The 24,021-nt window shown below is 71.5% G+C and carries 22 protein-coding genes; 19 read left to right on the top strand and 3 right to left on the bottom strand.

The window, feature by feature from the left end:
* The first annotated feature begins 56 nt into the window (after positions 1-56).
* Genes glyQ through EOD73_RS10395 form a run of 5 tightly spaced genes read left to right on the top strand, consistent with a single transcriptional unit; the run spans position 57 to position 5,334 of the window.
* Positions 57-986 carry a glycine--tRNA ligase subunit alpha gene (glyQ, locus tag EOD73_RS10375; protein WP_127682910.1) on the top strand — a complete coding sequence of 310 codons (930 nt, stop codon included), beginning with the start codon at positions 57-59 and terminating at the stop codon, positions 984-986.
* On the top strand, positions 986-3,124 hold the full coding sequence (gene glyS, locus EOD73_RS10380) for a glycine--tRNA ligase subunit beta (protein ID WP_205702445.1): 2,139 nt from the start codon (positions 986-988) through the stop codon (positions 3,122-3,124). The genes glyQ and glyS overlap by 1 nt, the downstream gene beginning before the upstream one ends.
* A 10-nt stretch (positions 3,125-3,134) precedes the next feature.
* Positions 3,135-3,743 (top strand): D-glycero-beta-D-manno-heptose 1,7-bisphosphate 7-phosphatase, encoded by a 609-nt coding sequence (gene gmhB, locus EOD73_RS10385; protein WP_127682911.1) that lies wholly within the window; start codon positions 3,135-3,137, stop codon positions 3,741-3,743.
* Positions 3,743-4,516, top strand: a complete 774-nt coding sequence (locus EOD73_RS10390) for a lysophospholipid acyltransferase family protein (protein ID WP_127683004.1) — start codon at positions 3,743-3,745, stop codon at positions 4,514-4,516. Before gmhB ends, EOD73_RS10390 begins: the two co-directional genes overlap by 1 nt.
* A 2-nt stretch (positions 4,517-4,518) precedes the next feature.
* On the top strand, positions 4,519-5,334 hold the full coding sequence (locus EOD73_RS10395) for a M48 family metallopeptidase (RefSeq protein WP_127682912.1): 816 nt from the start codon (positions 4,519-4,521) through the stop codon (positions 5,332-5,334).
* Between the two features lie 188 nt (positions 5,335-5,522).
* On the opposite strand, the gene EOD73_RS10400 is transcribed toward EOD73_RS10395, so the two are convergent.
* Positions 5,523-6,587 (bottom strand): MBL fold metallo-hydrolase, encoded by a 1,065-nt coding sequence (locus EOD73_RS10400; protein WP_127682913.1) that lies wholly within the window; start codon positions 6,585-6,587, stop codon positions 5,523-5,525.
* A 159-nt stretch (positions 6,588-6,746) separates the two neighbouring features.
* Here EOD73_RS10400 and EOD73_RS10405 point away from each other — a divergent pair, with 159 nt between their 5' ends.
* Complete coding sequence (locus EOD73_RS10405) at positions 6,747-7,505, top strand: TonB family protein (protein ID WP_127682914.1); 759 nt, start codon at positions 6,747-6,749, stop codon at positions 7,503-7,505.
* A 103-nt stretch (positions 7,506-7,608) separates the two neighbouring features.
* Positions 7,609-8,364 (top strand): energy transducer TonB, encoded by a 756-nt coding sequence (locus EOD73_RS10410; protein ID WP_127682915.1) that lies wholly within the window; start codon positions 7,609-7,611, stop codon positions 8,362-8,364.
* A 12-nt stretch (positions 8,365-8,376) separates the two neighbouring features.
* Here EOD73_RS10410 and EOD73_RS10415 read toward each other — a convergent pair whose 3' ends face one another.
* A complete protein-coding gene (locus EOD73_RS10415; protein WP_127682916.1) occupies positions 8,377-10,764 on the bottom strand; it encodes a heavy metal translocating P-type ATPase in 2,388 nt (795 codons plus the stop codon).
* Positions 10,765-10,804: 40 nt separating this feature from the next.
* Here EOD73_RS10415 and EOD73_RS10420 point away from each other — a divergent pair, with 40 nt between their 5' ends.
* The gene (locus tag EOD73_RS10420) at positions 10,805-11,011 is read left to right on the top strand and encodes a heavy-metal-associated domain-containing protein (RefSeq protein ID WP_127682917.1); all 207 of its coding nucleotides are present in this window, start codon (positions 10,805-10,807) and stop codon (positions 11,009-11,011) included.
* On the opposite strand, the gene EOD73_RS10425 is transcribed toward EOD73_RS10420, so the two are convergent.
* On the bottom strand, positions 10,990-13,728 hold the full coding sequence (locus EOD73_RS10425; protein WP_127682918.1) for a DUF3857 domain-containing protein: 2,739 nt from the start codon (positions 13,726-13,728) through the stop codon (positions 10,990-10,992). The genes EOD73_RS10420 and EOD73_RS10425 overlap by 22 nt on opposite strands.
* A gap of 156 nt (positions 13,729-13,884) precedes the next feature.
* On the opposite strand from EOD73_RS10425, the gene EOD73_RS10430 reads away from it, so the two are divergent.
* The 11 genes from EOD73_RS10430 to EOD73_RS10480 are packed head-to-tail and all read left to right on the top strand — an operon-like array spanning position 13,885 to position 23,983.
* A complete protein-coding gene (locus tag EOD73_RS10430; RefSeq protein WP_127682919.1) occupies positions 13,885-15,507 on the top strand; it encodes a carboxyl transferase domain-containing protein in 1,623 nt (540 codons plus the stop codon).
* On the top strand, positions 15,507-16,043 hold the full coding sequence (locus tag EOD73_RS10435; RefSeq protein ID WP_127682920.1) for a GNAT family N-acetyltransferase: 537 nt from the start codon (positions 15,507-15,509) through the stop codon (positions 16,041-16,043). Before EOD73_RS10430 ends, EOD73_RS10435 begins: the two co-directional genes overlap by 1 nt.
* On the top strand, positions 16,040-16,831 hold the full coding sequence (locus EOD73_RS10440) for an enoyl-CoA hydratase/isomerase family protein (protein ID WP_127682921.1): 792 nt from the start codon (positions 16,040-16,042) through the stop codon (positions 16,829-16,831). The genes EOD73_RS10435 and EOD73_RS10440 overlap by 4 nt, the downstream gene beginning before the upstream one ends.
* Positions 16,819-17,727, top strand: a complete 909-nt coding sequence (locus EOD73_RS10445; protein WP_127682922.1) for an alpha/beta hydrolase — start codon at positions 16,819-16,821, stop codon at positions 17,725-17,727. The genes EOD73_RS10440 and EOD73_RS10445 overlap by 13 nt, the downstream gene beginning before the upstream one ends.
* 5 nt (positions 17,728-17,732) lie before the next feature.
* Entirely contained in the window at positions 17,733-19,025 is a 1,293-nt protein-coding gene (gene bioA / locus EOD73_RS10450; protein ID WP_127682923.1) for an adenosylmethionine--8-amino-7-oxononanoate transaminase, read from the top strand.
* Positions 19,018-20,190 (top strand): 8-amino-7-oxononanoate synthase, encoded by a 1,173-nt coding sequence (gene bioF, locus EOD73_RS10455; protein WP_127682924.1) that lies wholly within the window; start codon positions 19,018-19,020, stop codon positions 20,188-20,190. Before bioA ends, bioF begins: the two co-directional genes overlap by 8 nt.
* A 9-nt stretch (positions 20,191-20,199) precedes the next feature.
* On the top strand, positions 20,200-21,201 hold the full coding sequence (locus EOD73_RS10460; RefSeq protein ID WP_127682925.1) for a GGDEF domain-containing response regulator: 1,002 nt from the start codon (positions 20,200-20,202) through the stop codon (positions 21,199-21,201).
* Positions 21,202-21,248: 47 nt separating this feature from the next.
* Positions 21,249-21,995, top strand: a complete 747-nt coding sequence (gene bioD, locus EOD73_RS10465) for a dethiobiotin synthase (RefSeq protein ID WP_127682926.1) — start codon at positions 21,249-21,251, stop codon at positions 21,993-21,995.
* Positions 21,992-22,990 carry a biotin synthase BioB gene (gene bioB / locus EOD73_RS10470; protein WP_127682927.1) on the top strand — a complete coding sequence of 333 codons (999 nt, stop codon included), beginning with the start codon at positions 21,992-21,994 and terminating at the stop codon, positions 22,988-22,990. The genes bioD and bioB overlap by 4 nt, the downstream gene beginning before the upstream one ends.
* Before the next feature lie 31 nt (positions 22,991-23,021).
* The gene (locus EOD73_RS10475) at positions 23,022-23,636 is read left to right on the top strand and encodes a DUF4126 domain-containing protein (RefSeq protein ID WP_127682928.1); all 615 of its coding nucleotides are present in this window, start codon (positions 23,022-23,024) and stop codon (positions 23,634-23,636) included.
* Complete coding sequence (locus EOD73_RS10480; protein WP_127682929.1) at positions 23,633-23,983, top strand: DUF3147 family protein; 351 nt, start codon at positions 23,633-23,635, stop codon at positions 23,981-23,983. The genes EOD73_RS10475 and EOD73_RS10480 overlap by 4 nt, the downstream gene beginning before the upstream one ends.
* The last annotated feature ends 38 nt before the right edge of the window (positions 23,984-24,021 follow it).

Consider the following 24,021-nt stretch of genomic DNA (forward strand, 5'->3'; position numbering starts at 1 on the left):
AATCCGCCCTCCCTGGGACGCACCCGTTCGCGTCCGGCCACGACGGATTCCCCACCATGCTGAGCTTCCAGCAACTCATCCTGCGCTTGCAGGACTACTGGTCCCAACAAGGCTGCGCGCTGCTGCAGCCCTACGACATGGAGGTCGGCGCCGGCACCAGCCACACCGCCACCTTCTTGCGCGCCTTGGGCCCCGAGCCCTGGAAGGCGGCCTACGTGCAACCGAGCCGCCGGCCCAAGGACGGGCGCTACGGCGAGAACCCCAACCGCCTGCAGCACTACTACCAGTTCCAGGTTGTGCTCAAGCCCGCGCCGGCCAACATCTTGGAGCTGTACCTCGGCTCGCTCGAGGCCTTGGGCTTCGACCTGAAGAAGAACGACGTGCGCTTCGTCGAGGACGACTGGGAGAACCCCACGCTCGGCTGCTGGGGCCTGGGCTGGGAGGTGTGGCTCAATGGCATGGAAGTGACGCAGTTCACCTATTTCCAGCAAGTGGGCGGCATCGACTGCAAGCCCATCACCGGCGAGATCACCTACGGCCTGGAGCGCCTGGCCCTGTACCTGCAGGGCAAGGAGTCGGTGTACGACCTGGAGTACACGCCCGGCATCAGCTACGGCGACGTGTTCCACCAGAACGAGGTCGAGCAGTCGACCTACAACTTCGAGCACAGCGACGTCGAGTTCCTGCTCGGTGCCTTCGCCGCGCACGAGAAGCAAAGCAAGCACCTGATGGCCCAGCAACTCGCGCTGCCGGCCTACGAGCAACTGCTCAAGGCCGGTCACAGCTTCAACCTGCTGGACGCCCGCGGCGCCATCAGCGTGACGGAGCGCGCCGGCTACATCGGCCGCATCCGCAACCTGGCGCGCGCCGTGGCGCAAAGCTACTTGGAGAGCCGCGCCCGCTTGGGCTTCCCGATGGCCCCCAAGGCCTGGGCCGACGAGGTCGTGGCCCAGATCGAAGCCAAGAACAACAAGAAGGCCGCCTGATGTCGACCGCCAACCTGCTCGTTGAACTCTTCGTCGAAGAGCTGCCGCCCAAGGCCCTGAAGAAGCTGGGCGACAGCTTCGCCCAGTTGATCGCCGACGCCCTGCGCGCGCAGGGCCTGGCCGGTGAGGGGGCGGTGACGCCCTTCGCTTCGCCGCGCCGTTTGGGGGTGCACATCGCCGGTGTGGCCGCGAAGGCGGCCGACAAGGCCGTGCGCATCAAGCTGATGCCCGTGGCCGTGGGCCTGACGCCCGAGGGCCAGCCGAGCCCGGCGCTGCTGAAGAAACTGGCGGCCAGCGGCCTGCCGGCCGACGCGCCCTTGGAGCGCGCCCTGGACGGCAAGGCCGAGGCCCTGTTCGCCAACACCGTGCAGCCGGGGGCCAGCCTCGCCCAGGGCCTGCAGCAGGCGCTGAACGACATGCTCAAGGCCTTGCCCATCCCCAAGGTGATGAGCTACCAGCTGGCCGATGGGTGGACCAACGTGCACTTTGTGCGGCCGGCCCACGGCTTGGTGGCCCTGCACGGCGCCGACCGCGTCCCTGTGAGCTTGCTGGGCCTGGAGGCCGGCACCACGACGCGCGGTCACCGCTTCGAGGCGCTCGACCCGCTGGTCACCGTCCCGCACGCCGACGCCTACGCCGACACCCTGCGCAGCCGCGGGGCGGTGATCGCCAGCTTCGCCGAGCGCCGTGAGGCCATTCGCGGCCAGTTGCAAGCGGCCGGCGCCAAGCTCGGTCTGACGCCCATCGACGACGAGGCCCTGCTGGACGAGGTCACCGCCTTGGTCGAGCGCCCGAACGTGCTGACCTGCGCCTTCGAAGAAGAGTTCCTCGCCGTGCCGCAGGAGTGCCTCATCCTGACGATGAAGGCCAACCAGAAGTACTTCCCGCTGCTGGACGCCCAGGGCAAGCTGACGCGCCATTTCCTGGTGGTGAGCAACATCGCCCCGGACGACGCCTCGGCCGTGGTGCAGGGCAACGAGCGCGTCGTGCGCCCGCGCCTGGCCGATGCCAAGTTCTTCTACGACCAAGACCGCAAGAAGACCCTGGCCGAGCGCGTGCCCGGCCTGGCCAAGGTGGTCTACCACGGCAGCCTGGGCAGCCAGGGCGAGCGGGCCGAGCGCGTGCGCGCCATCGCCCACGCCATCGTCAACCAGCTGCGCACGGCCACGGTGCCGTTCACGGTCGACGCCAAGGACCAGTTCGACGTGCTGGACAGCAAGGTCCAGCAGGCCGCCCAGCTGGCCAAGGCCGACCTGCTGACCGACATGGTGGGCGAGTTCCCCGAACTGCAAGGGATCATGGGCGCCTACTACGCGCGCCACGAGGGCCTGCGCGATGGCGTGGCCATCGCCATCGAAGACCACTACAAGCCGCGCTTTGCCGGTGATGCCTTGCCGCGCAACCACACGGGCACCGTGCTGGCCCTGGCCGACAAGCTGGAAACCCTGGTCGGCCTTTTTGGCATTGGCCAGCTGCCCACCGGCGACAAAGACCCCTTCGCGCTGCGCCGCCACGCCTTGGGCGTGATCCGCATCCTGATGGAAAAGAACCTGCCGCTGAGCCTGCCCGAGCTGGTGCGGGCCGGCTTGCAGGCCTTCCCCGAGGGCATGCTGACCCATGCCAGCGCGGCCGACGACCTGCTGCACTTCGCCTACGAGCGCCTGACCGGCGCCCTGCGCGAGCAGGGCTACAGCGCCCAAGAGGTCGATGCCGTCATCGCCTTGCGGCCGTCGCCCTGGGGCGACATCCCCAAGCGCCTGGCGGCGGTGCGGGCCTTCGCCGCCTTGCCCGAGAGCGCGTCGCTGGCCGCGGCCAACAAGCGCGTGGGCAACATCCTGAAGAAGAGCGACGAGGCCCCCGTGGCCTTGAACGACGCCTTGCTGCAAGAGCCGGCCGAGGCGCAGTTGGCGGCCGCGCTGCGGGCCGCGGCGGCGCAGGCGCAGCCGCTGTTCGAGCAAGGCGATTACGCCGCGTCCCTGCAGGCCTTGGCCGTGCTGAAGGCGCCGGTCGACGCCTTCTTCGACGCCGTCATGGTCAACGCCGACGACGCCGCCTTGCGCGCCAACCGCCTGGCCCTGTTGCGCGGTCTGCACGAGGCCATGAACCGCGTGGCCGATCTGTCGCGCCTGGCCCACTGAGCCGATGCCCATGCGCACGGAAAGCCCGACCCACTTGCAGCCGCTGCGGCTGGTCATCCTCGGGCGCGACGGCACGCTCAATCGCTACCGCGACGACCACGTCAAGTCCCCCGACGAGCTGGACCCGCTGCCCGGCGCCCTGGAGGCGGTGGCGCGGCTGAACCAGGCGGGTTGGCACACGGTGCTGGCGACCAACCAGCCTGGCATCGGCCGCGGCTTGCTCGACATGCAGGCCGTCAACGCGGTGCACCAGCGCTTGAACCAACTGCTGCAGGCCAAGGGCGGCCGCCTGGACGCGGCCTTCTTTTGCCCGCACACGCCCGAAGACGGCTGCCAATGCCGCAAACCGCTGCCGGGCTTGCTGCAAGAAATCGGCGAGCGCTTCGGGGCCGTGTTGAGCGAGGTGCACATGGTGGGGGCGTCGCTGCGCGACCTGCAAACCGCCCAAGCCGCTGGCTGCGTGCCGCACCTCGTGCGAGGCGACCGGCTGGCGGCCTTGGGAGAGGCCCAGTTGCAAGAGGTGCTGACCCAGGTGCCCGGCGCGCGGGTGCACGACGACCTCGCGGCCTTCGCCGACGCGCTGCTGGGCGGCGCGGCTGGGGCGGAGTCCCGCGCATGATGACCCGCCTGCGTTCGGCGCTCTTCGTGGCCTGGGGCGTGCTCACGGTCACCCCCTGGGGCTTGACGGCCGTGCTGCTGTCGCCCTTCCTGTCGGCCACGCGCCTGTATTGGTTTTGCATCGCCTGGGTTCGGCTGTTGTTCTGGGGCGCCCGGGTGTTCTGCGGCGTCACGCACCGCTTCACCGGTGCCGAGCACCTGCCCGTGGGCAAGCGCGAGGCCGTGATCCTGCTGGCCAAGCACCAGTCGGCCCTGGAGACCCTGGCCCTGTGCGCCCTGATGCCGCACCCCCTGGCCTTCGTGTTCAAGCGCGAACTGCTCTACATCCCCTTCTTCGGCTGGGCTTTGGGCCGCTTGGACATGGTCCACATCGACCGCAAGAAGCGCAACGAGGCCTTCAACAAGGTGGCCGAGCAGGGGCGCCGCCTGGCCGCCCAAGGCACCTGGGTGATCATGTTCCCCGAGGGCACGCGCATCCCGCGCGGCCAAGTGGGCGATTACAAGACTGGGGGCACGCGCCTGGCCATCGCCACCGGCGTGTCGGTCGTGCCGGTGGCCTGTGCCACCGCCCGCGTGATGCCACCGCGCCGCTTGCTGCTGCACCCGGGCGTGTACGAGATTTCCGTGGGCCGCCCCATTTCCCCCGAAGGCCACAGCGCCGACACCTTGCTTGCCGAAGTGAAGACCTGGATCGAATCCGAGATGCGTCGCATCGACCCCGAGGCCTACGTCGCCACCGCGGCGCCGGCGCCCCAAGCCGGACACCCCGCCTGAGCATGGCCGCTCGCTCTCCCCGGCGCCCGGCGGCGCCGCCGACCGCGCCCAAAAGCGCCCAACTCAGCCTGTTCGAGCCGCCCCCGGCGCCCGCCATCGAAGGCCCCGTGCTGCTCCTGCCCAAGTTGGGCCTGCCTTACACCCTGGGGCGCAGCCGCCGCCGCACCATTGGTTTCAGCGTCAGCACCAAGGGGCTGCGCGTGACGGCCCCCCGCTGGGTCTCGCTCAGCGACATCGAAGGCGTGTTGCGCACCAAGTCCGATTGGATCCTGCGCAAGTGGCACGAGGTGCAAGGGCGCGAGCAGCGCCTCGCGGCCCTGCGCATCGACTGGCAAGACGGCGCCGAGTTGCCCTACCTGGGGCAGGCCCTGCGCCTGCGCTTGGGCGCCGGGCGGTCGGCCCGCTGGGACGCGGGCGAGGGCGACGCCGCCCCCAGCCTGTGGCTGCCGCTGCCCGCGGAGGCCACGGAACTGCAATGGCGTGAGGCCGTGCAGGCCTGGCTGCAGGCGCAGGCCCGCGTGTGGTTCGCGCCGCGCTTGGCCCACTTTGCCGAGCGCGCTGGCGTGGCCGTGCCCAAGCTGCGCCTCAGCGGGGCGCACACCCGCTGGGGCAGTGCCAGCAGCCGCGGGGTTGTCAGCCTGAATTGGCGCTTGATGCACTTCGAACCGGCGGTCATCGACTACGTGATCGCCCACGAGGTGGCGCACTTGCGCGAGATGAACCACAGCCCTCGGTTCTGGGCGGTGGTGGCGTCGCTGATGCCGGGCTACGAGACGCAGCGCGAGGCCTTGCGAGACGCCCTGGTGCCGCCGATCTGACGCCGGCTGGGCGACGGGTGGACTTCCCCCTTTTGGGGGGCTGTGCACGCGAACGCCGGGTGGCCACACTGTCGCCAGCGCTGTCATCACCCGCCTGCCCCTGCAGGTGAGGCGCCGGGCCCCCTGTGGCCCACCATCGAAGAACGCAGTCCGCCGCGCTCCTCTGCCGAGGGCGCGGCGGCGCTGTTTCAGGCCGGACCGAAGCGCCAGGCCCCGTCGGTGCCCGCCCGGCGCGTCAGGCGGCCGGCGAGCCACAGGTGGTTCAGGTGCGCGATGGCCTCGCCCATTGCAAAGGTGGTTTGGTGCAGGTCCAGCGGGCGCTTGAACAGCACGGGCAGCAGTTCGGCCGCCGTCTTGGCCCCGTCCTGCACGGCCGCCATGAGCTCCGCGAGTCGCTCGGCGTGGTGCTGGTGCAACTGCTGTCGCCGCGTGGCCAGGCCCACGAAGGGGCGGCCGTGCGCCGGCAAAACGAGGGTGTCTTCGGGCAGGTCGGCCAAGCGGTCGAGCGAGGCCAAGTAGAGGCGCAGCGGGTCGGCCTCGGGCTCGACATCGACCACGCTGACGTTGGTGGAAATGCGGGGCAGCACCATGTCCCCGGCGATCAGCAGGCCCAACTCTGCGCAGTGAAAGCTCAGGTGCTCGGGCGAGTGGCCGTGGCCCGCGCGGGCCTGCCAGGTGTGACCCCCGATGGTGAAGCGCTCGCAGTCCATCAGGCGCCGGAAGGCGCTGGGAACTTGGGGCACCATGCGCGGGAAGTAGTCGGCGCGGCCGCGGATCTTGGCCAAGCTGTCGGGGTCCGTCAGGCCGTGGCTGCCGAAGAAGGCAGCCGCCGCGTCGCCGCCCATGCCCACCGTGCTCTGGCTGGCCATCCGGCCGATGTGGAAGTCCGTGGCGCTCATCCACAGGCGGCAGCCCCAGCGTTCGCACAGCCAGTGCGCGTTGCCCAGGTGGTCCGGGTGGAAGTGCGTGACGATCACTCGGTGGACGGGGTGGCCTTGCAGCACGCCACTGTCGAACAGGGTCGTCCAGTGGCCCTGCGTGGCGGCGTCGGCGATCCCGCAGTCGACGATGGTCCAGCCTGGGCCGCGTTGTGGGTCGTCGTCGCGCAGCAACCAAAGGTTGATGTGGTCCAGCGCAAAGGGCAGGCCCATGCGCAGCCACAAGACGCCCGGTCGCAATTCGATACATGTGCCCGGTGCGGGCAGGCGGTCACCCCAGGGGAAGTGCAGCGCCGATTCGTGTGCATTGGCCATCCCGCCACGATACACAGGCCCACGCGCCGGACGAACGCCGCGTGCGATCGCGGGATTACCCGGTCCCCCCTGCCGAAGGTCATCCCTACACTCGCGCGCCGTGGTTTGGCAAGCCCCCTGATTGCAAGGGGTGAATCGTTTGGTGACGAAGGGAAGCGCATGAGCCGCCGGTCGAACTGGAAAGCCTGGGTGCTGGCCGGGGCGGTGGTGGCCGGCCCGGTTTGGGCGCAGGCCCCCGCGCCCAAGAAAGACGCCGCCGCGCTGAGCGATGCCGACCGCGCCAAGCGCGACGCCAGCAAGGTTTTCAGCTTCATCAAGTTCCATGCGGTGCGCAGCGCGGCGCCCGCCCCGGCACCTGCCGCAACGGCCCTGGCCGCAGCAGCCCCGGCCGCCCCGCGGGCACCGGACCGGGTCACCGACGCGCCCACCCCCGGCGCCAACGCCGCTCCGAATCCGGCCTCCGGCCCAATCGCCGCGCCCATGGCGGCGGCCAGCGCACCGGCCCCGACCGGGGCGGCCACCGCGGCGCTTGCCGACCCGGCGGCCTTGCTGGCGGCTGCCCCCACCGCCGCGGGTGGCGCGGCCCCGGCCGTGGCGAGTGTGGCGGCGGTGGCAGCGCCCGTGGCGCCAGCGGTGCAGGCCCAGCCGACGCCCGAGCCCGAAGAGTTGGTGGAGTTGGCGCTGATTGAGCACGTCGAGCCCGTGGTGCCGGCCCGGCTGCAAGGCATCGTGCGCAGCGGCAGCGTGATGGTGCAGTTCACCGTGCAGCCCGACGGCAAAACGGCCAAGGTGTTTGCGCGCCCGGGTGGGCAAGTGCGCCTGGCCCAGGTGGCCGTCAAGGCGGTGGAGCAGTGGCGCTTCGCACCGATTCCCGAGCCGCGCGACGTGATGGTCGAACTGGCCTTCAAGCTCGACTGAGCCGCGTGAGTCCGTCTCGCGCCCCGCGTCGCCGCCGGTTTGGGCCACGGCCGTGACTTCCGAGCGCGACGGATCCGACGCTGGCCTCTATCCTCCGCCCCCCATGCTTTCTCAAGACGACAAGGAAATCACGATGAAGCGGTCGCTGCAGTTCAAGCGTCCTTTTGCCGCGATGCGGCCGACGGCCCTGGTGCTGGCCCTGCTGATGGGGGGCGCCATGAGCGCCTGGGCCCAGGCTTCGGGCGAGATCAGCGACGCCGAGCGGGCCAAGCGCGACGCCAACAAGGTGTTCAGCTTCATCAAGTTCCACGCCGTCAAGCCCGCTGCCGCGCCGGCACCGGCCCCCGCGCCCAAGCCGGCCCCCAAGCCCGCGCCGCGCCCCGACACCAGCGCCGCCGCTGCGGCCCCCGCCCCTGCGCCCCAGGTGGCCGCGGTGCCCGCGGCCGCTGCACCGGCGCCCAGCCCCACGGCCTCGGCGGCGGTCGAGCCGCGCACGCTGCCGCCGGTCAGCGAGCCGGCGCCCGCCCCGGCCCCGGTGGCGGCCGAACCTTCGGCCTCGCCGGCGCCCGCCCCGGCCGCCGCGGCCGAGGAAGAGGACGACCCCGGCATCAAGCTGGTCAAGTACGTGGCGCCCGAATTGAACGCCCGCGCCATGGCCGCCATGCCGGGCAACTTCGCCAAGGTGCGCGTGCGCTTCACCGTGATGCCTGATGGCAGCGCCGGCAAGGTGCACGCCGTCAGCAACTCGCCCCGGCCTTTGGCCCAGGTGGCCGTCAAGGCGGTGGAGCAGTGGCGTTTCGAGGGCGTGAAAGAGCCGCAGGAAGTCGAAGTCGAGGTCGACTTCAAGCTCGACGAGTGAGCGCGCGGCGGCTCAGGGCCGCCAGCGGCGCAGGCGCAGGGCGTTGCCCACCACCATGAGGCTGGAGCCGGCCATGGCGGCGGCGGCCCACATGGGCTCCAGGCGCCCGGCCATGGCCAGCGGGATCATCACGGCGTTGAAGCCGAAGGCCCAAACCAAGTTCTGACGGATCACGCGCAGGGTGGCGCGGGCCAGGGCCACGCCGTCGGCGATGTGCCGCAGATCCGGTTTCATCAAGGTCAGGCCGGCCGCTTGGGCGGCCACGTCGGTGCCTTGCCCCGGGGGCGCCATGGCGATGCCCACGTCGGCCGCGGCCAGGGCCGGGGCGTCGTTCAATCCGTCGCCCACCATGGCCACGCGCTCCCCTTGCACCCGCCAGGCCGCGAGGCTGGACAGCTTGTCGGCTGGCAACAGGCCGCCGTGCACGTCGTCGGCCGCCATGCCCAGCGCCGCGCCCACGGCCTGCGCCGATTCGGGCCGGTCGCCGCTCAGGAGGCTCAGTGTGAGGCCCTGGGCCTTCAAGCGCGCCAGGGCAGCTTGGGCTTCGGGGCGCGGTGCGTCGGCAAAGGCCAGCAAGCCCAGCAGGGACGGCTGCGGCGTGGTGGTGGCGATCCAGCTGATGCTGCACCCGCGCTGGGCCAAGGCCAGGCTGCTGGCCTCCAGCGCGCGGGTGCTCACGCCCAACTCGGCCATGTAGCGGCTGGAGCCCATGTGCATCTGCCGCCCCTCGACCTCGGCCTGCACGCCCAGGCCGGCGTGGGCGCGGGCGTTCATGGCCACCACGGTGGGCACGCCGTCCTGGGCCCGCAGCAGCGCGCGCGCCAGCGGGTGCTCGCTGCCCTGGGCCAGGGCGCTGGCCAGCGCTTGGGCCTCCAAGCGGGACAGGGGGGCCACGGCCTCCACCTGCACCAACTGCGGTTGGCCCAGGGTCAGGGTGCCGGTTTTGTCGAAGGCCATGCGGTTCACGCCGGCCAGGGTTTCCAGGGCGCCGGCGTCGCGCACCACCAGGCCGCGCAGCGCCGCTTGACCGATGCCCACGACCACGGCGGCCGGCGTGGCCAGGCCCAGGGCACAGGGACAGGCCACCACCAGCACCGCCACGGCGTGCAGCAGGGCGTTGCTGCCCGCGCCCGCCAGCGTCCAGCCCGCCAGGGTGAGCGCGCTCAAGGCCAGCACGGCCGGCACGAAGCGGGCCGACCAGGTGTCGGCCAGGCGTTGGATGGGGGCCTTGCTCGCCTGCGCGCTCTCGACCAGGCGCACCAGCTGCGCCAAGCTGCTGGCGGCCGGCAGGGCGGTGGCACGCAACTCGATGGCGCCGTCCAGGTTCAGCGAGCCGGCGCGCAGGGGCTGACCGACCTCGCGGGTGACGGGCAAGGGTTCGCCACTCAGGTGGGCCTCGTTGACGTGCGTGCGACCGGCGCTCAGCACCCCGTCGCAGGGCACGCGCTGGCCGGGCTTGAGGCGCACGGTGTCACCCACCTGGAGCTTGGCCAGGGGCAGGGTCTGCCACTGGCCGTTGCGGTGCAACTCCACCGTGCTGGGTGCCAGGGCCTGCAGTTCGCGCAATGCCCCGCCGGTGGCGCGCTTGGCCCGGCTCTCGAGCCAACGGCCCAGCAGCACGAAGGCCACGATGGCAGCGCCCGATTCAAAAAACAGGGCGTGACCGCTGGCGCCGCGGAACGCCAGCCAAGCGCTCAGGCCGAAGGCGGCGCTGGAGCCGAGCGCCACCAGCAGGTCCATGCCGGGCGTGCGGGCCTTCAAGCCCGCCCAGGCCGCGCGGTATAGGCGCCAGCCCGGCGGTCCGAACTGCACGGCCCCGGCCAGCAGGGCCTGCACCAACGGGGGCCAGGCCGCGTGCACGCCGAAGGGCATGAGCAGCATGGGGGCCAACAGGGGCAGGGTGGCCAGCCAGGCCAGGGCCAGGTCGCGCCGCAGCAGGGCCTGTTCGCGCGCCAGCGGGTCGTCGGTTTGCGTGGTCTTCAGCGCGGCGCGAAAGCCCACGCTTTGGGCTGCGGCCACCAGGGCCTGGGCCTCGGTGGCCGGCAGGGCCTGGATGCGGGCGCTCGCCAGCGCCAGGTTGACGTTCACCCCCACCACGCCGGGGACCGCCTGGAGGGCCGCCTGCAGGCGCTCGGCCTGGGGACTGTCATGCAGGCCGTCGACCTGCAGGGTGGCCTGCGTCAGTGGCGCTTCGTAGCCAGCTTCTTGCAGCGCCTGCACCAGCAGCGCGGCTTGCCAGCCCGGGGCCAGGCTGAGTTGCGCCCGGTTCTCGGTCAGCAGCACGTCGGCCTGCAGGACCCCGGGCACCCGCTTCAGGGCGCGCTCCACGTTGCGCACGCAGGCGGCGCAGTGCATGCCGCTGATCAACACCGAAAGGTCCAGGGGGCGTAGGGCGTCCATGGGCTCAGTGTAGGAAGTCGGACCGGCGGACAATCGGCGCATGAACACCGAACACACCTTCCAGGTCCCCGATTTGAGCTGCGGCCATTGCGTGGCCAGCGTCACCAAGGCCCTGGCCCCCCTCGGGGCCCAGGTGCAAGCCGATCCGACCACGAAGCAGGTGCGCGTGAGCGCCCCCGAGTCCGTGGGCCGGGACCGGCTCGTGCAGGCCTTGCAGGCCGCCGGTTACCCGCCGGCCGAGGGCTGAGGCACCGCCGTCGCCACCGATTCGTCCGGATCGGCCGGGGCGGCCGGGGCGGCCGGGGCGCGGTGGCGCCGCACCAAAGTGGCCCGCACGCGCTGCGAGCGCGCAAAGTAGGCCGCCCAGAGCAGGGCCACGCCGATGCCCCGCCAGGCCTGCCACGCCTCGGTGCTGGTCTCGGCGGCTTGCAGCAGGGGGATCGTCGCCGTGGCCGCGCGTTCGGCGAGGCCGAGGCCGGCCACGCCGAGCAAGGTCGCGATGGCCACTGGAACGGCCGCGCTGCGGCGCCGCAGCACCAAAGCGGCCGACAGCGTCAAAGCCAGCACCAGCCCCAGGACGGCCACCAGGGACAGCGCCAAGAAGGGCAAGAGCCAGGGGCTCAAGGTCTCGCTCGCGTGCTGCGCCCACAGGTTCTCCCAGGCCGCGTGGGTGTAGGCCGATCGGCCGTCCCACAAAGCGTGCAGGTGGCGCAGGGCGCTGGCCACCAGCATCAGCAGGGCCAGCAACAGCCAGCCCCCGAGTCCCACCGGGGCGCTGACCGCATCCAGGGTGCGGGGGGCGGGGTCCCAGCGCCACACCCAGGCCGTGCCCCAGGCCGCGATCCCCAGGGTCAGGGTGACCAGCACCGCCGGGACCCAATGCGGGCCGTCGTCGCCCGGCCGGGTCTCCGGCTCGGGGGCGGGGGGCGCCACGGCGCTCGCGCCCTCCGCGGCCGCGGTCTCCTTCGGCGGTGGCGCGCCTTCGTTGTCGTACAGCGCCATGCCGGACTGCTTGCGCACCTGCTGCAGCTGTTCGGCATGGGCGGCCACCCGGTGGACCGGCACCTCGTCGGCCGTGCTTAGGAAGTCGTCCTTCAGGCTCAGGGTGTCGTCCGCGTGGCGAACGCTGCGCGTCCAGCGGAAGGCGTCGCCTTTGACCTCGTGGTCTTCGGCCGGGATGCGCCAACCCGGCGGCAACTTCACCTCGGTGTGCAGTTGCAGTTTCAGGCGCGTGCCCAGGCCCAGCGGGTCGCGCCGCGCCGCCGTGCTGGGGCCGCGGGTCTGCTCGTCCAGGTCGGGCACCTCCACCTGCCCGTCGAAGCGGCCCTTGGCCTCGTTCAGGCGCCAGTAGCGGGGGATGCGATAACGCTCGACCAGCGTGAGCCGGTTGCTCGCGCGGTCGTCTTGCACCTTCAGCGCGCCGTCCAGGGCCAGGCCGGGGTAGCTGCGCGCGTAGAAGCTCTCGTACTGCTTTTCGAGCTTGGCGCGTCCGGTGCTGACCACGGCGCTGCGCAATTGCTCGGCCGCGGCGCCGGTGGCGAGGGTGGTGACCGTCAGCTTGGCGTCCCGGTCGCGGCCGCCGCGCAGGTCCAGCACCGCGTGCACCTCCCGCGACAGGGTGCGTGCCGCCGGGCCGGCCATGGGCACGAGGCCGCGGGCGGCGGGGTCGATGGGCAGGGCCAGGCCGTGGTCGGCCTGCACCCAGTCGGCCGGGCGGCTGCCACCTTGGCCGGTGCGGGTCGGGTCCAGCCAGTAGGTTTCACCGTCCAAGCGCACGCGCAACAGCACGTGGTTGAACACGCCCGGGCTGGCCTGGGTGCTGCCCACCCCCTGCCGCCAGCTGGTGTGCACCAACGCTGCGTGGGCCTCGAAGCCCAGGCCGCGCAGCAAGCTCAAGGCCAGCAAGGTTTTGTCCTTGCAGTCGCCAAAGCGGCGGCGCAGCACCCAGTCGGGGTCGTGCGGCCGGTGCGAGTTGGCCCCGATCTCGAAGCCCAGGTAGCGCACCTCGTCCTGCACAAAGCGCAGCGTGGCCTGCAGGCGCTGGGCGGGTGTGTCGCCCGCCCGGCGCAGCCGGGCCAGCTCTTGCTGCAGCAGGGGGCCGGGCGGGGCCGGTGGTTCGTACAGGGGCAGGGCCCAGGCCACGACGGCGGCCCAGTCGGCGAACTCGCTGTACTGCACCCAGGGGAAGGGGTCGTGCCAGGAAGGGGTGTCGGCCTCGGTGATCAGCGCAGGCACGTCGCGCAAGGACCAGGCGTACACCGTCTCGCTGCCCTGCGTGCTCACGCTGGGGGCGGCGGCGCCGCGCAGGCGTTGCCAGTGCAGGGGCCGCCCGGCGGGCCAGATCAGGCGCGCATGGCGGTGGGCCACGGGCACGCCCCATTGCATGTCGAGCGCCCCCAAGTGGCGACCGCCGAAGACCGGGTTCGCGCCTTGGCGGCTGAAGGCGTAGTCCACCACGTCGCCCTCGCGGATGTCGTCCAGCACCACGCTGGCGGTCAGCCGCCCGTCGAACATCAGCGCGTCCAGGCCGTCCTCCCGCTGCAGCACCTTCACGCGGGCGGATTCCAGTTGCGACACCACGCGCTCGCCGCGCCGCACGGTGAGGTGGTGCAAGGTCAGGCTTTGGTACTCGGGGTCGAACTCGAACTTCAGGTTGCCGATCTGCTCGATGCCCTGGGGCCCCAGGGCTTGGCTGACGACCCGCCGGTACTCCGTGCGTTGCGCGCCCTCGAAGCGCAGCTGGTCGTCGACCAGCAGGTAGCGGACGTCGCCACTGCCGCCCGGCTCGGGGGCCGTCCGGCTGGGCGGCACGGGCACGCTCTGCACCCAGGCTGGCGCGGGCCCGCGGGCCACCGTGGCCGGTGCGCCCCACACGGTGCAGGCGGCGAGGCCCATGGCGAGCAAGGCCAGCAGGCGGCGGCCGAGCGGGATTCCGCCGCGTGGGCGAACGGGGGCTGAGGTCATGGTGCTTCCCTGAGATCGGTGCCCCGGTCTGGGCCGGGTGTCTTTGCGCCCATTGTGGGCACGCCGCGCGCACCGCCTTCTCCGGGACAGCCCAGGGGCAGGTCGCACAGCCCCGACAATGCCGCCCGCTTCGCGACTCCCACAAGGACCCCCCGAATGGCCCACTTGGTCAGCCAGCTCAACCCCCGCTCGGCCGATTTCCAAGCCGCTGCGCAGACCATGCGCGCGCTCGTTGACGACCTCCGCAGCAAGCTCGACCGCATCGCCCAAGGCGGCGGCGAGGCCGCGCGCGCCAAGCACACCGCCCGCGGCAAGCTGCTGCCGCGCGACCGCGTGGCGATGCTGCTCGACCCCGACTCGCCCTTCCTCGAAGTGGCGCCGTTGGCCGCGCTGAACGTCTACAAAGAGAAGGACGGCAGCGACAGCGCGCCCTGCGCCGGCGTCATCGCCGGCATCGGCCGCGTGGCCGGCGTCGAGTGCATGGTGGTGTGCAACGACGCCACCGTGAAGGGCGGCACCTACTACCCGCTCACCGTCAAAAAGCACCTGCGGGCGCAAGAGATCGCGCAGCAAAACCGCCTGCCCTGCATCTACTTGGTGGACAGCGGGGGCGCCAACCTGCCGAACCAGGACGAGGTCTTCCCCGACCGCGACCACTTCGGCCGCATCTTCTTCAACCAGGCCAATCTCAGTGCCGAGGGCGTGCCGCAGATCGCCGTGGTCATGGGCTCGTGCACGGCCGGCGGCGCCTACGTGCCGGCCATGAGCGACGAGACCATCATCGTCAAGAACCAGGGCACCATCTTCTTGGGCGGCCCGCCGCTGGTGAAGGCGGCCACCGGCGAGGTGGTGAGCGCCGAGGACCTGGGCGGCGGCGACGTGCACACGCGCCTGTCCGGCGTGGCCGACCACCTGGCCGACAACGACACCCACGCGCTGGCCCTGGCCCGCCAGGTGGTGGGCAGCCTGAACTGGCTGAAAGCCAACCCGCTGCGCTGCCAAGCGCCCAAGCCCCCGCGCTACGCGGTGGACGAGCTGCACGGCGTGATCCCCACCGACGCCCGCAAGCCCTTCGACGTGCGCGAGGTCATCGCCCGCGTGGTCGACGACTCGGCCTTCGACGAGTTCAAGGCGCGTTACGGCACCACCCTGGTGTGCGGCTTCGCCCACATCGAGGGCATGCCCGTGGGCATCGTGGCCAACAACGGCATCCTGTTCACCGAGAGCGCCAACAAGGGCGCGCACTTCATCGAACTGTGTTGCCAGCGCAAGATCCCGCTGGTCTTCCTGCAGAACATCACCGGCTTCATGGTGGGCCGCAAGGTCGAGAACGAGGGCATCGCCCGCGCCGGCGCCAAGATGGTCACCGCCGTGGCCTGCGCGCAGGTGCCCAAGTTCACCGTGATCATCGGCGGCAGCTTTGGCGCCGGCAACTACGGCATGTGCGGCCGCGCCTACTCGCCCCGCTTCCTGTGGATGTGGCCGAACGCGCGCATCAGCGTGATGGGTGGCGAACAGGCCGCCGGCGTGCTGGCCACCGTGAAGCGCGACGGCCTGGAGGCCAAGGGCGGCAGCTGGAGCGCCGAAGAGGAGGAAGCGTTCAAGGCCCCCATCCGCCAGCAGTACGAGGAGCAAGGCCACCCCTACTACGCCAGCGCCCGCCTTTGGGACGACGGCGTGATCGACCCCGCCGACACGCGCCGCGTGCTGGGCCTGGCCCTGTCGGCCTCGCTGAACGCACCGATCCCCGACACCAAGTTCGGCGTGTTCCGCATGTGATGGCGGCGGTGCTGCGCCCCTGGTCCGACGGCGACTCCATCGCCGAGCTGACGGCCTTGCTGCACGCCGCCTACGCGAGCCTCGCGGCCCAGGGCTGGAACTTCACCGCCGTGGACCAGCCCGAGTCGGTCACGCGCGAGCGCTTGGCCGGCGCTCAAGGCTTCGTGGCCGTGGCGCCCGATGGCCGCCTGGTGGGCACGGTGACGGTCAGCGGCCCCAAGTCGGCCGAGGCCGGCTACCTGGCCGACCCCGCGCCGCCGCTCTACTGCGAGCCCGGCACCGCGGTGCTGGCGCAGTTGGCCGTGCACCCCGATTGGCGCGGCCAGGGCCTGGCAGAGCGCCTGATGGACGCCGCCGAGGCCTGGGCCCACTCGCAGGGCCACGCCCAGGTGGCGCTGGACACCGCCGAGCCCGCCACCGCCCTGCGGCAACGCTACGCCCGCCGCGGCTATGCCGAGTGCGGCCGTGTGCAATGGCAGGGCAAAACCTACGCGTCGGTTTTGATGCGCAAACCTTTGAAGGACGCTTCCGCATGAGCACCCTGAAGATCGACACCCAAGGCGCGGATGGGCGCATCGCCCGCGTCACCCTCAGCCGCCCCGAGGTGCGCAACGCCTTCAACGAGGCCGTCATCGGCGACCTGACCGCCGCCTTCCTGGACCTGGGCGCGCGCAAGGACCTGCGCGCCATCGTGCTGGCCGCCGAGGGCAAGGCCTTCTGCGCCGGGGCCGACCTGAACTGGATGCGCGCCATGGCCCAGTTCAGCTGGGACGAGAACTTCGAAGACGCCCGCCGACTGGCCGACATGCTCTGGGCGATCAACCACTGCCCCGTGCCGGTGGTGGCGCGCGTGCAGGGCGATGTGTACGCCGGCGGCGTGGGCCTGGTGGCCTGCGCCGACGTGGTCGTGAGCACCGCCAACGCCGGCTACTGCCTGAGCGAGGCCAAGCTCGGCCTGCTGCCCGCCACCATCGGTCCGTATGTCGTGAAGGCCATGGGCGAGCGCCAGGCCCGTCGCTACTTCACCACGGCCGAGCGCTTCGACGCCGCCACCGCCCAGGCCCTGGGCCTGGTGCACGAGGTCGTGGCCGACGAGGCGGCGCTGGACGCCAAGGTGGACGAACTGACCGCCGCGCTGTGCGCCAACGGCCCGCACGCCGTGCGCGCCTGCAAGAAGCTGGTGCTGGACCTGGCCGGGCACCCGCTCACGCCCGCGATGCGCGACGACACGGCGCGCCGCATCGCCGACATCCGCGCTTCGCACGAAGGGCAGGCGGGGGTGCAAAGCTTCCTGGCCAAGCAGGACCCGCCGTGGCGCCCCTGACCCCCGCGATGCGCTGGTCGCGCCGATCGGCCCTGGCCGCGATGGCGATGGTGCCGGGAGCTTGGGCCCAAGGCGCCGAGTCGGCTCCCCAGCGCCTGCGCGTGCCCCTGCTGGGGGAGTACGCCGGGGTCGCGAACCTGGAGGGGGACCTGCCCCTGGACCTGCACCTGCCCGCCGGGCCGGGGCCGCATCCCTTGGCCCTGCTGCACCACGAGCGCCGTTACTACACCGACGGCTTCCCAGGCTACGCGGCCATGACCGGGTACCTGCTGGGCCGCGGCTGGGCGGTGGCCGTGCCCCTGCGCGCCGGCTACGGCGAGCGGGAGGTGATGGGCGATCGCGAGAGCCTGAACTGCCGGCGGCCTCGGCCCGATCGGGTGTTCCTGGGCACCACCGTGCAGGCCGCCGCGGTGCTGGAGGGCTTGAGCCGGCACGGCGCCCCCATCGACCGCCAGTGCGTGCTCCACGTCGGGGTGGGCGTTGGCGGCCTGGCCGCCTTGTGCGCGGCGCACTTCTCGCCGCAAGGCGTGGTGGGGGCCATCAACTTCGGCGGGGGCGTGGGCAGCCACCCCGAACGCTTTCCTGGCGAGCCCTGCGGCAGCCAGGCCACGGCCCGGTTCGTGCGCCAACTGGCGCGCACCGCGCAGCGCCAATCGCAGGCCTTTGCCACCTTGTGGCTGTACGCCGAGAACGACCGACACTTCGGGCCCTGGCACGCCCAAGCTTGGTACGGGGCGTACCGCGGTGGCGGCGGGCGCGGCACCTTGCACCGCCTGCCAGCCTGGGGCGACGACGGCAGCCGCCTCATGGCCGAGGGCCGCGAACGCTGGCAGCCCTTGGTCGACGAATACTTGCAGTCCCTGCCCAAGCCTTCCGGCGCGGGCGCCGTTTCCTGAGTTCCATGTCCCGTTCTTCCGACCTGGCCGCGCGCAGCCGCGCCGCCGTCTGGCACCCCTGCACGCAAATGGCCCGGCTCGACGCCGTGCCGCCCCTCCCCATGGTGCGCGGCGACGGCCCCTGGCTGATCGACGCCGACGGCCATCGCTACTTCGACGCCACCAGCGCCTGGTGGACCAACCTCTTCGGCCACAGCGACGCCGGGCTGCAGCAGGCCATCGCGCGCCAGGCGGCCACGCTGCCGCACGTGATGCTGGCCGGCTGCACCCACGAACCCGCTGTTCTGTTGGCCGAGGGCCTGCGCGCGCTCACCGGCGGCGCGCTGGGCCATGCTTTCTTCGGCAGCGACGGCGCCAGTGCCACCGAGATCGCGCTCAAGATGAGTGCGCACTACTGGCGCAACCAAGGCCAGCCGCAGAAGTGCGAGTTCATCGCCCTGGCCGGTGGCTACCACGGCGAAACCCTGGGCGCGCTGTCGGTCACCGACGTGCCGATTTTTCGCGACGCCTACGCGCCGCTGCTGCGGGCCACGCACCTGGCGCCGGCGCTGCACGAGCCGGGCGCGCTGGCGGCCATCGAGCGACTGCTGGTCGAGCTGGACGGCCGCTGCGCGGCGCTGATCGTCGAGCCCCTGATCCAAGGCGCCAGCGGCATGCGCATGCACGGGCCCGAGGTGCTGCGCGCGCTGCGCGCGCTGTGCACCCAGCACGGCGTGCACCTCATCGCCGACGAGATCGCGGTGGGCTGCGGGCGCACCGGCACCTTCTTCGCGTGGGAGCAGGTCGACCCCCAGCATTGGCCCGACTTCGTGCTGCTGAGCAAGGGCATCACGGGCGGCACGCTGCCCTTGTCGGTGGTGCTGACCACCGACACCGTCTTCAACGCCTTCCTCAGTCCCGACGTGGCGCGCGGCTTCCTGCACAGCCACTCGTACACCGGCAACGCCATCGTGTGCGCGGCCGCCTGCGAGGTGCTGCGGCGCTTCCGCGAGTCCGACCTACTGCAGCAACTGCCGCGGCAGGCCCAAGCGCTGCGCGAGGCCTTCGCGCCGCTGGCGCAGCACCCGCGCGTCACCGCGCTGCGCCAAACCGGCATGGTGGTGGCTTTCGACGTGTCCGAGCCCGGCGAGCGCTTTGCCGAGCGCTTCCACCTCGTGGCGCGTCGTAACGAACTCTTGATCCGCCCCATCGGCGCCACCGTGTACCTGATGCCGCCCTACCTGATCGACACGCCCACCGCGCAGTGGCTGGCCCAGGCCGTGCGCGCCACCTTGGACGAGGTCCTGGCCGGTGCTTGATTACCTGCAGCAGCAACTGCGCGAGCGCGAGGCCCAGGCCCTGACGCGCGTGCGCCGACAGGCCGGCACGCCCACCGCGCCGCGCCAGACCATCGACGGCCGGCCCATGCTGGCCTTCTGCTCGAACGATTACCTTGGCCTGGCCCAGCACCCCAAGGTGGTGGCCGCTTTGCAAGAAGGCGCGCGGCGCTACGGCGCCGGCAGCGGGGCCTCGCACCTCATCAGCGGGCACAGCGTGGCGCACCAGCAGTTGGAGGACCGGCTGGCCGACCTCAACGCGCCTTGCATCCCCGGCGCGCGGGCGTTGAGCTTCTCCACCGGCTACATGGCCAACCTGGCGGCGGTGACGGCGCTGGGCGGGGAGGGCACCGACGTCTTTTCGGAGCGCCTGAACCACGCCTGCTTGATCGACGGCGCGCGCCTGGCCCGGGGCCGCAAGCAGGTCTTCGCCAGCGTGGACGAGCTGGCCGATCAACTGCGCACCAGCACCGCGCCGCGCAAGCTCATCGCCACCGACGCCGTGTTCAGCATGGACGGCCACCTGGCCCCGCTGGCCGAGTTGCTGGCCCTGGCGGAGCGGCACGACGCGCTGCTACTGGTGGACGACGCGCACGGCTTTGGCGTGCTCGGCCCCCAGGGCCGGGGCAGCCTGGCGCACTTGGGGCTCCGCAGCGAGCGCCTGGTGCTGATGGGCACCCTGGGCAAGGCCGCCGGCGTGGCCGGTGCCTTCGTCGCGGCCCACCCCGTGGTCGTCGAGTGGTTGATCCAAACCGCGCGGAGCTACATCTTCACCACCGCCGCGCCGCCCGCGCTGGCCCACGCGCTGCTCGCCAGCCTCGACCTGATCGCGGGCGAGGAGGGCGAGCGCCGCCGGGCGCAGCTGGAGCTGCTGCAAGCGCAGTTGGTCGATGGCTTGCAGCCATGGGTCCAAGCCCGGGGCTGGCAGCTTCCGCGCAGCGACACCCCCATCCAGCCGCTGGTCGTGGGCGACAACCAAGATGCGCTGGACCTGGCCGCCCGGCTCGACGCCGCCGGCATCCGCGTGCCCGCCATCCGCCCGCCCACGGTGGCGCCCGGCACCGCACGCCTGCGCATCACCCTGTGCGCCGACCACACGGCCGACGACGTGCAAGCCCTTGTGGCCGCCCTGACGGCTTGCCCGTAAGCTGCGTTCATGTTCGATTTCGGACCCAGTTATCGCGTGTTGGTGGTCGACGACCAAGCCACACACCGCACCATCACCCGCAAGTCCCTGGAGCAGCTGGGACACCGGGTCGTGGAGTGCGCCGTTCCCGAGCAAGCGGCGGCGGTTTTCAAGGTGGTAAGGCCCGATCTGGTGCTGCTGGACGTTGAGATGCCCGAGCACGACGGGTACTGGGTGGCCCGGCAGTTGCGGGCGATCGAGGCGGGCGGCTGGACGCCCATCATCTTTCTGTCCAGCCACCACACCGACGAAGACATCTGGCAGGGGATTCACGCCGGCGGGGATGACTATCTGGCCAAGCCCCTGTCACCGCAACTGCTGACGGCCAAGCTCCACGCCGTGCACCGATTGCTGCAACTTCGCCTCAAGTTGCTCGAGCGCTCAGAGCAGCTGCGAGAGGCCAACGAGCGATTGGCCCATGTGGCGCGGCACGATGCACTCACTGGCTTGCTCAACCGCGGCGGCCTGGACCAAGCCCTGCATGAGGCGCTGCAGCGGTGCCGCCACGCCGGTGCGCCCTTGAGCGTCATGTTGATCGACGTCGATCACTTCAAGGCCTACAACGATGCCTTGGGCCATGTGGCGGGCGACGCCGCCCTGCGTCGCGTGGCCCAGTTGCTGAGGGACGCTTGCCCCAAACCCGGCGACTTGGCGGGGCGCTACGGTGGCGAGGAGTTCGCCCTGCTCTTGCCGGGAACCCCCAGGTCGGGCGCCATGACCTTGGCCCGCGGTTTGCTGCGCATCGTGGCGAGCGCGGCCATTCCCCATCCGGCATCTTCGGTCGGGCCCCACCTGAGCTTCTCGGGCGGCATCACGACCCTGGTGCCCGACGAGGCCAGCACGGCCGAAGGCGTGCTGCTGTGTGCAGACGAGGCGCTGTACGCGGCCAAGTCCCGCGGCCGCAATTGTTTCTACAGCTTTGAAATGCAAATGGACACCGCCGAGCAGCGCGATTTGTTGCGCGGCGTGTGAGCCCGCAGGCTTGGCGTACGGCCCTCCATCTGACGCCCCTTTTCCCCATGTCATTGACCTCCCCTTCCTCTGCCGCCGGGGCTTCGCGCCTGTCGGCCCGACTCTTTTTCGTCACCGGCACCGACACCGAAATCGGCAAGACGACCACCACCGCCGCGCTCACGCACTGGGCCACGGGCCAGGGCCTGCGCGCGGCCGGCCTCAAGCCCGTGGCTGCAGGCCAAGAGCGGCTTGATGGCCGCTGGGTCAATGAAGACGTGTTGGCCCTGCATGCCGCGCAGCGCGCGGACCTGACGATCGAGCAGGTCGGCCCCATCCAGCTGCGCACGCCCTGCGCCCCGCACCTGGCCGCTCGCCTGGAAGGCACGGCGATTCGCCGCGAGGCCGTGCTGGCCGCCGTGCGCGCGCCGCTGGCCCAGTTGGACTTGGCCTTTGTCGAAGGCGTGGGCGGCTGGCGCGTGCCGCTGGACGAAGAGTCGGGTTGGGACAGCGCCGACTTCGCCCGCGAACTGGCCGCGCCGGTCATCCTGGTCGTCGGCCTGCGCCTGGGCTGCATCAACCACGCCTTGCTCACGGCCGAGGCCATCGCCGCCCGCGGCCTGACCCTGGCCGGCTGGGTCGGCAACACCGTGGACGCCGGCATGCTGCAACACGCCGACAATCTCGCCACTTTGAAGGCGCTGCTGCCCGCTCCGTGTTTGGGCGCCGTGCCCCGACTCCAACACCCGACCCCGTCCGCCGTCGCGGCCTGCCTCGACGCGGAACTGCTGAAGAAAGTGCTGCTCACGCCATGAACGCTCCCGTGCAACCCATCCACCTGCACCGCCCCGTGAAAGCCAAAGAGGGCGACTGGACGGTGGCCGAGATCGAGGCGCTGTTCGCGCTGCCCTTTGCCGACCTGATGCACCGCGCGCAGACCGTGCATCGCGAGCACCACAACCCCAACGAGGTGCAGCTCAGCACCCTGCTCAGCATCAAGACCGGCGGTTGCGAAGAAGACTGCAAGTACTGCCCGCAGTCGGCCCACTACGACACCGGCCTGGATGCCGACAAGCTCATGGACCTGGCCGAGGTCAAGAGCGCGGCCGAGGCCGCGAAGGCCAGCGGCGCCACGCGCTTTTGCATGGGCGCGGCCTGGCGCAGCCCCAAGGAGCGTCACATGGAGCAGCTGATGGCCATGGTGCGCGAGGTCAAGGGCCTGGGCCTGGAGACCTGCGTGACCGCCGGCATGCTGCAGCCCTCGCAGGCCCAGCAACTCAAGGACGCCGGGCTGGACTACTACAACCACAACCTCGACACCTCGCCCGAGTTCTACGGCGAGATCATCACCACCCGCACCTACCAAGACCGCCTGGACACCCTGGCGGCCGTGCGCGAGACGGGCATGAAGGTTTGCTGCGGCGGCATCGTGGGCCTGGGCGAAAGCCGCACCCAGCGCGCCGGCCTGGTGGCCCAGTTGGCCAACCTGAACCCGCCGCCGGAGTCGGTGCCCATCAACAACCTGGTGCAGGTCGAAGGCACGCCGCTGGCCGGCACGGCCGAGCTCGACCCCTTCGAGTTCGTGCGCACCATCGCCGTGGCCCGCATCACCATGCCCACCAGCATGGTGCGCCTGAGCGCCGGCCGCGAGGCCATGCCCGAGAGCCTGCAAGCCCTGTGCTTTTTGGCCGGCGCCAACAGCATCTTCTACGGCGACAAGCTGCTGACCACCGGCAACCCGCAGGCCGAGGCCGACAAGGCCTTGTTGCAGCGCTTGGGCATGGCCGTGCAAGAGGTGGCCGCGGGCTGAGGCCCGCGCGGGGCTCTGCAGTTCGCCACCGATGAACCTGCCGCCCCAGCTGGACCTGCCGGCGCTGCTGGCCCTGGCCGCCACGCTGGGTTTGGCCAGCGGCTTGCGCCTGTACGCCGTGGTCTTCCTCACCGGCCTGGCTGGGCGCTTGGGCTGGGTGGAGCTGCCGCCGGGTTTGGTGCTGCTGCAGTCGCCCATGGTGCTGGGCGGCAGCGCTGTCTTGATGGCGGTGGAGTTCCTGGCGGACAAGGTGCCTTGGGTCGATTCCGTGTGGGACGCGGTGCACACCTTCGTGCGCATCCCGGCCGGCGCGGCGCTGGCCTACGGGGTGTTCGGCGGCGGCGACGCCCAGGCCTGGGCGCTGCTGGCGGCGCTGGCGGGGGGCACGCTGGCGGCCAGCGCACACGCGGCCAAGGCGAGCACGCGCGCCGCGGTCAACCACTCGCCCGAGCCCTTCAGCAACTGGGCCTTGTCGCTGGGCGGTGACGCTTTCGTGCCCGCGCTGCTGTGGCTGGGCTGGGCGCACCCGTTCTGGGCCTTGGGCGTGGTGCTGCTGCTGGCCCTGGCCATGGTGGGCCTGGCCTGGGCGCTGTGGCGTTTCATCGGCCGCTTGTGGCGCCGTGGGCGCCCGGAGCCACAGCGATGAGCTGGCTGGTGATCAAGGTCGCCGTCACCGCCGCGCTGGTGGTGGTCATTGGCGAGGTGGCCCGCCGCAGCGACCGCCTGGGCGGCCTGGTGGCCGCCTTGCCTTGGGTGACGCTGCTGGCCTTGGTGTGGATGCAAGCCGAGGGCCAGCCTGTCGAGAAGTTGGCCCGGCACGCGCAGTACACCTTCTGGTACGTGCTGCCCACGCTGCCGATGTTCTTGCTGTTCCCCTGGCTTCTGATGCGCTGGGGCTTTTGGCCGGCTTTGCTGGCCAGTGTGGCCTTCACGGCCCTGCTGTTCTTGGCCTGGGCCTGGGCGCTTCGGCACTGGGGCATCGAGCTGCTCTGAGTCCCTCGCCACCGATACTCCACCCCTTCGCGGCGCGC

Origin of the sequence: Inhella crocodyli (assembly GCF_004004565.1) — a bacterium.
Lineage (GTDB): Bacteria > Pseudomonadota > Gammaproteobacteria > Burkholderiales > Burkholderiaceae_C > Inhella > Inhella crocodyli.

What these genes read in the sequence shown, in the direction of transcription:
- glyQ (WP_127682910.1), top strand. Translation starts at nt 57, where the DNA reads ATGCTGAGCTTCCAGCAACTCATCCTGCGCTTGCAGGACTACTGGTCC.
- glyS (WP_205702445.1), top strand. Translation starts at nt 986, where the DNA reads ATGTCGACCGCCAACCTGCTCGTTGAACTCTTCGTCGAAGAGCTGCCG.
- gmhB (WP_127682911.1), top strand. Translation starts at nt 3,135, where the DNA reads ATGCGCACGGAAAGCCCGACCCACTTGCAGCCGCTGCGGCTGGTCATC.
- EOD73_RS10390 (WP_127683004.1), top strand. Translation starts at nt 3,743, where the DNA reads ATGACCCGCCTGCGTTCGGCGCTCTTCGTGGCCTGGGGCGTGCTCACG.
- EOD73_RS10395 (WP_127682912.1), top strand. Translation starts at nt 4,519, where the DNA reads ATGGCCGCTCGCTCTCCCCGGCGCCCGGCGGCGCCGCCGACCGCGCCC.
- EOD73_RS10400 (WP_127682913.1), bottom strand. Translation starts at nt 6,587, where the DNA reads ATGGCCAATGCACACGAATCGGCGCTGCACTTCCCCTGGGGTGACCGC.
- EOD73_RS10405 (WP_127682914.1), top strand. Translation starts at nt 6,747, where the DNA reads ATGAGCCGCCGGTCGAACTGGAAAGCCTGGGTGCTGGCCGGGGCGGTG.
- EOD73_RS10410 (WP_127682915.1), top strand. Translation starts at nt 7,609, where the DNA reads ATGCTTTCTCAAGACGACAAGGAAATCACGATGAAGCGGTCGCTGCAG.
- EOD73_RS10415 (WP_127682916.1), bottom strand. Translation starts at nt 10,764, where the DNA reads ATGGACGCCCTACGCCCCCTGGACCTTTCGGTGTTGATCAGCGGCATG.
- EOD73_RS10420 (WP_127682917.1), top strand. Translation starts at nt 10,805, where the DNA reads ATGAACACCGAACACACCTTCCAGGTCCCCGATTTGAGCTGCGGCCAT.
- EOD73_RS10425 (WP_127682918.1), bottom strand. Translation starts at nt 13,728, where the DNA reads ATGACCTCAGCCCCCGTTCGCCCACGCGGCGGAATCCCGCTCGGCCGC.
- EOD73_RS10430 (WP_127682919.1), top strand. Translation starts at nt 13,885, where the DNA reads ATGGCCCACTTGGTCAGCCAGCTCAACCCCCGCTCGGCCGATTTCCAA.
- EOD73_RS10435 (WP_127682920.1), top strand. Translation starts at nt 15,507, where the DNA reads ATGGCGGCGGTGCTGCGCCCCTGGTCCGACGGCGACTCCATCGCCGAG.
- EOD73_RS10440 (WP_127682921.1), top strand. Translation starts at nt 16,040, where the DNA reads ATGAGCACCCTGAAGATCGACACCCAAGGCGCGGATGGGCGCATCGCC.
- bioA (WP_127682923.1), top strand. Translation starts at nt 17,733, where the DNA reads ATGTCCCGTTCTTCCGACCTGGCCGCGCGCAGCCGCGCCGCCGTCTGG.
- EOD73_RS10460 (WP_127682925.1), top strand. Translation starts at nt 20,200, where the DNA reads ATGTTCGATTTCGGACCCAGTTATCGCGTGTTGGTGGTCGACGACCAA.
- bioD (WP_127682926.1), top strand. Translation starts at nt 21,249, where the DNA reads ATGTCATTGACCTCCCCTTCCTCTGCCGCCGGGGCTTCGCGCCTGTCG.
- bioB (WP_127682927.1), top strand. Translation starts at nt 21,992, where the DNA reads ATGAACGCTCCCGTGCAACCCATCCACCTGCACCGCCCCGTGAAAGCC.
- EOD73_RS10475 (WP_127682928.1), top strand. Translation starts at nt 23,022, where the DNA reads ATGAACCTGCCGCCCCAGCTGGACCTGCCGGCGCTGCTGGCCCTGGCC.
- EOD73_RS10480 (WP_127682929.1), top strand. Translation starts at nt 23,633, where the DNA reads ATGAGCTGGCTGGTGATCAAGGTCGCCGTCACCGCCGCGCTGGTGGTG.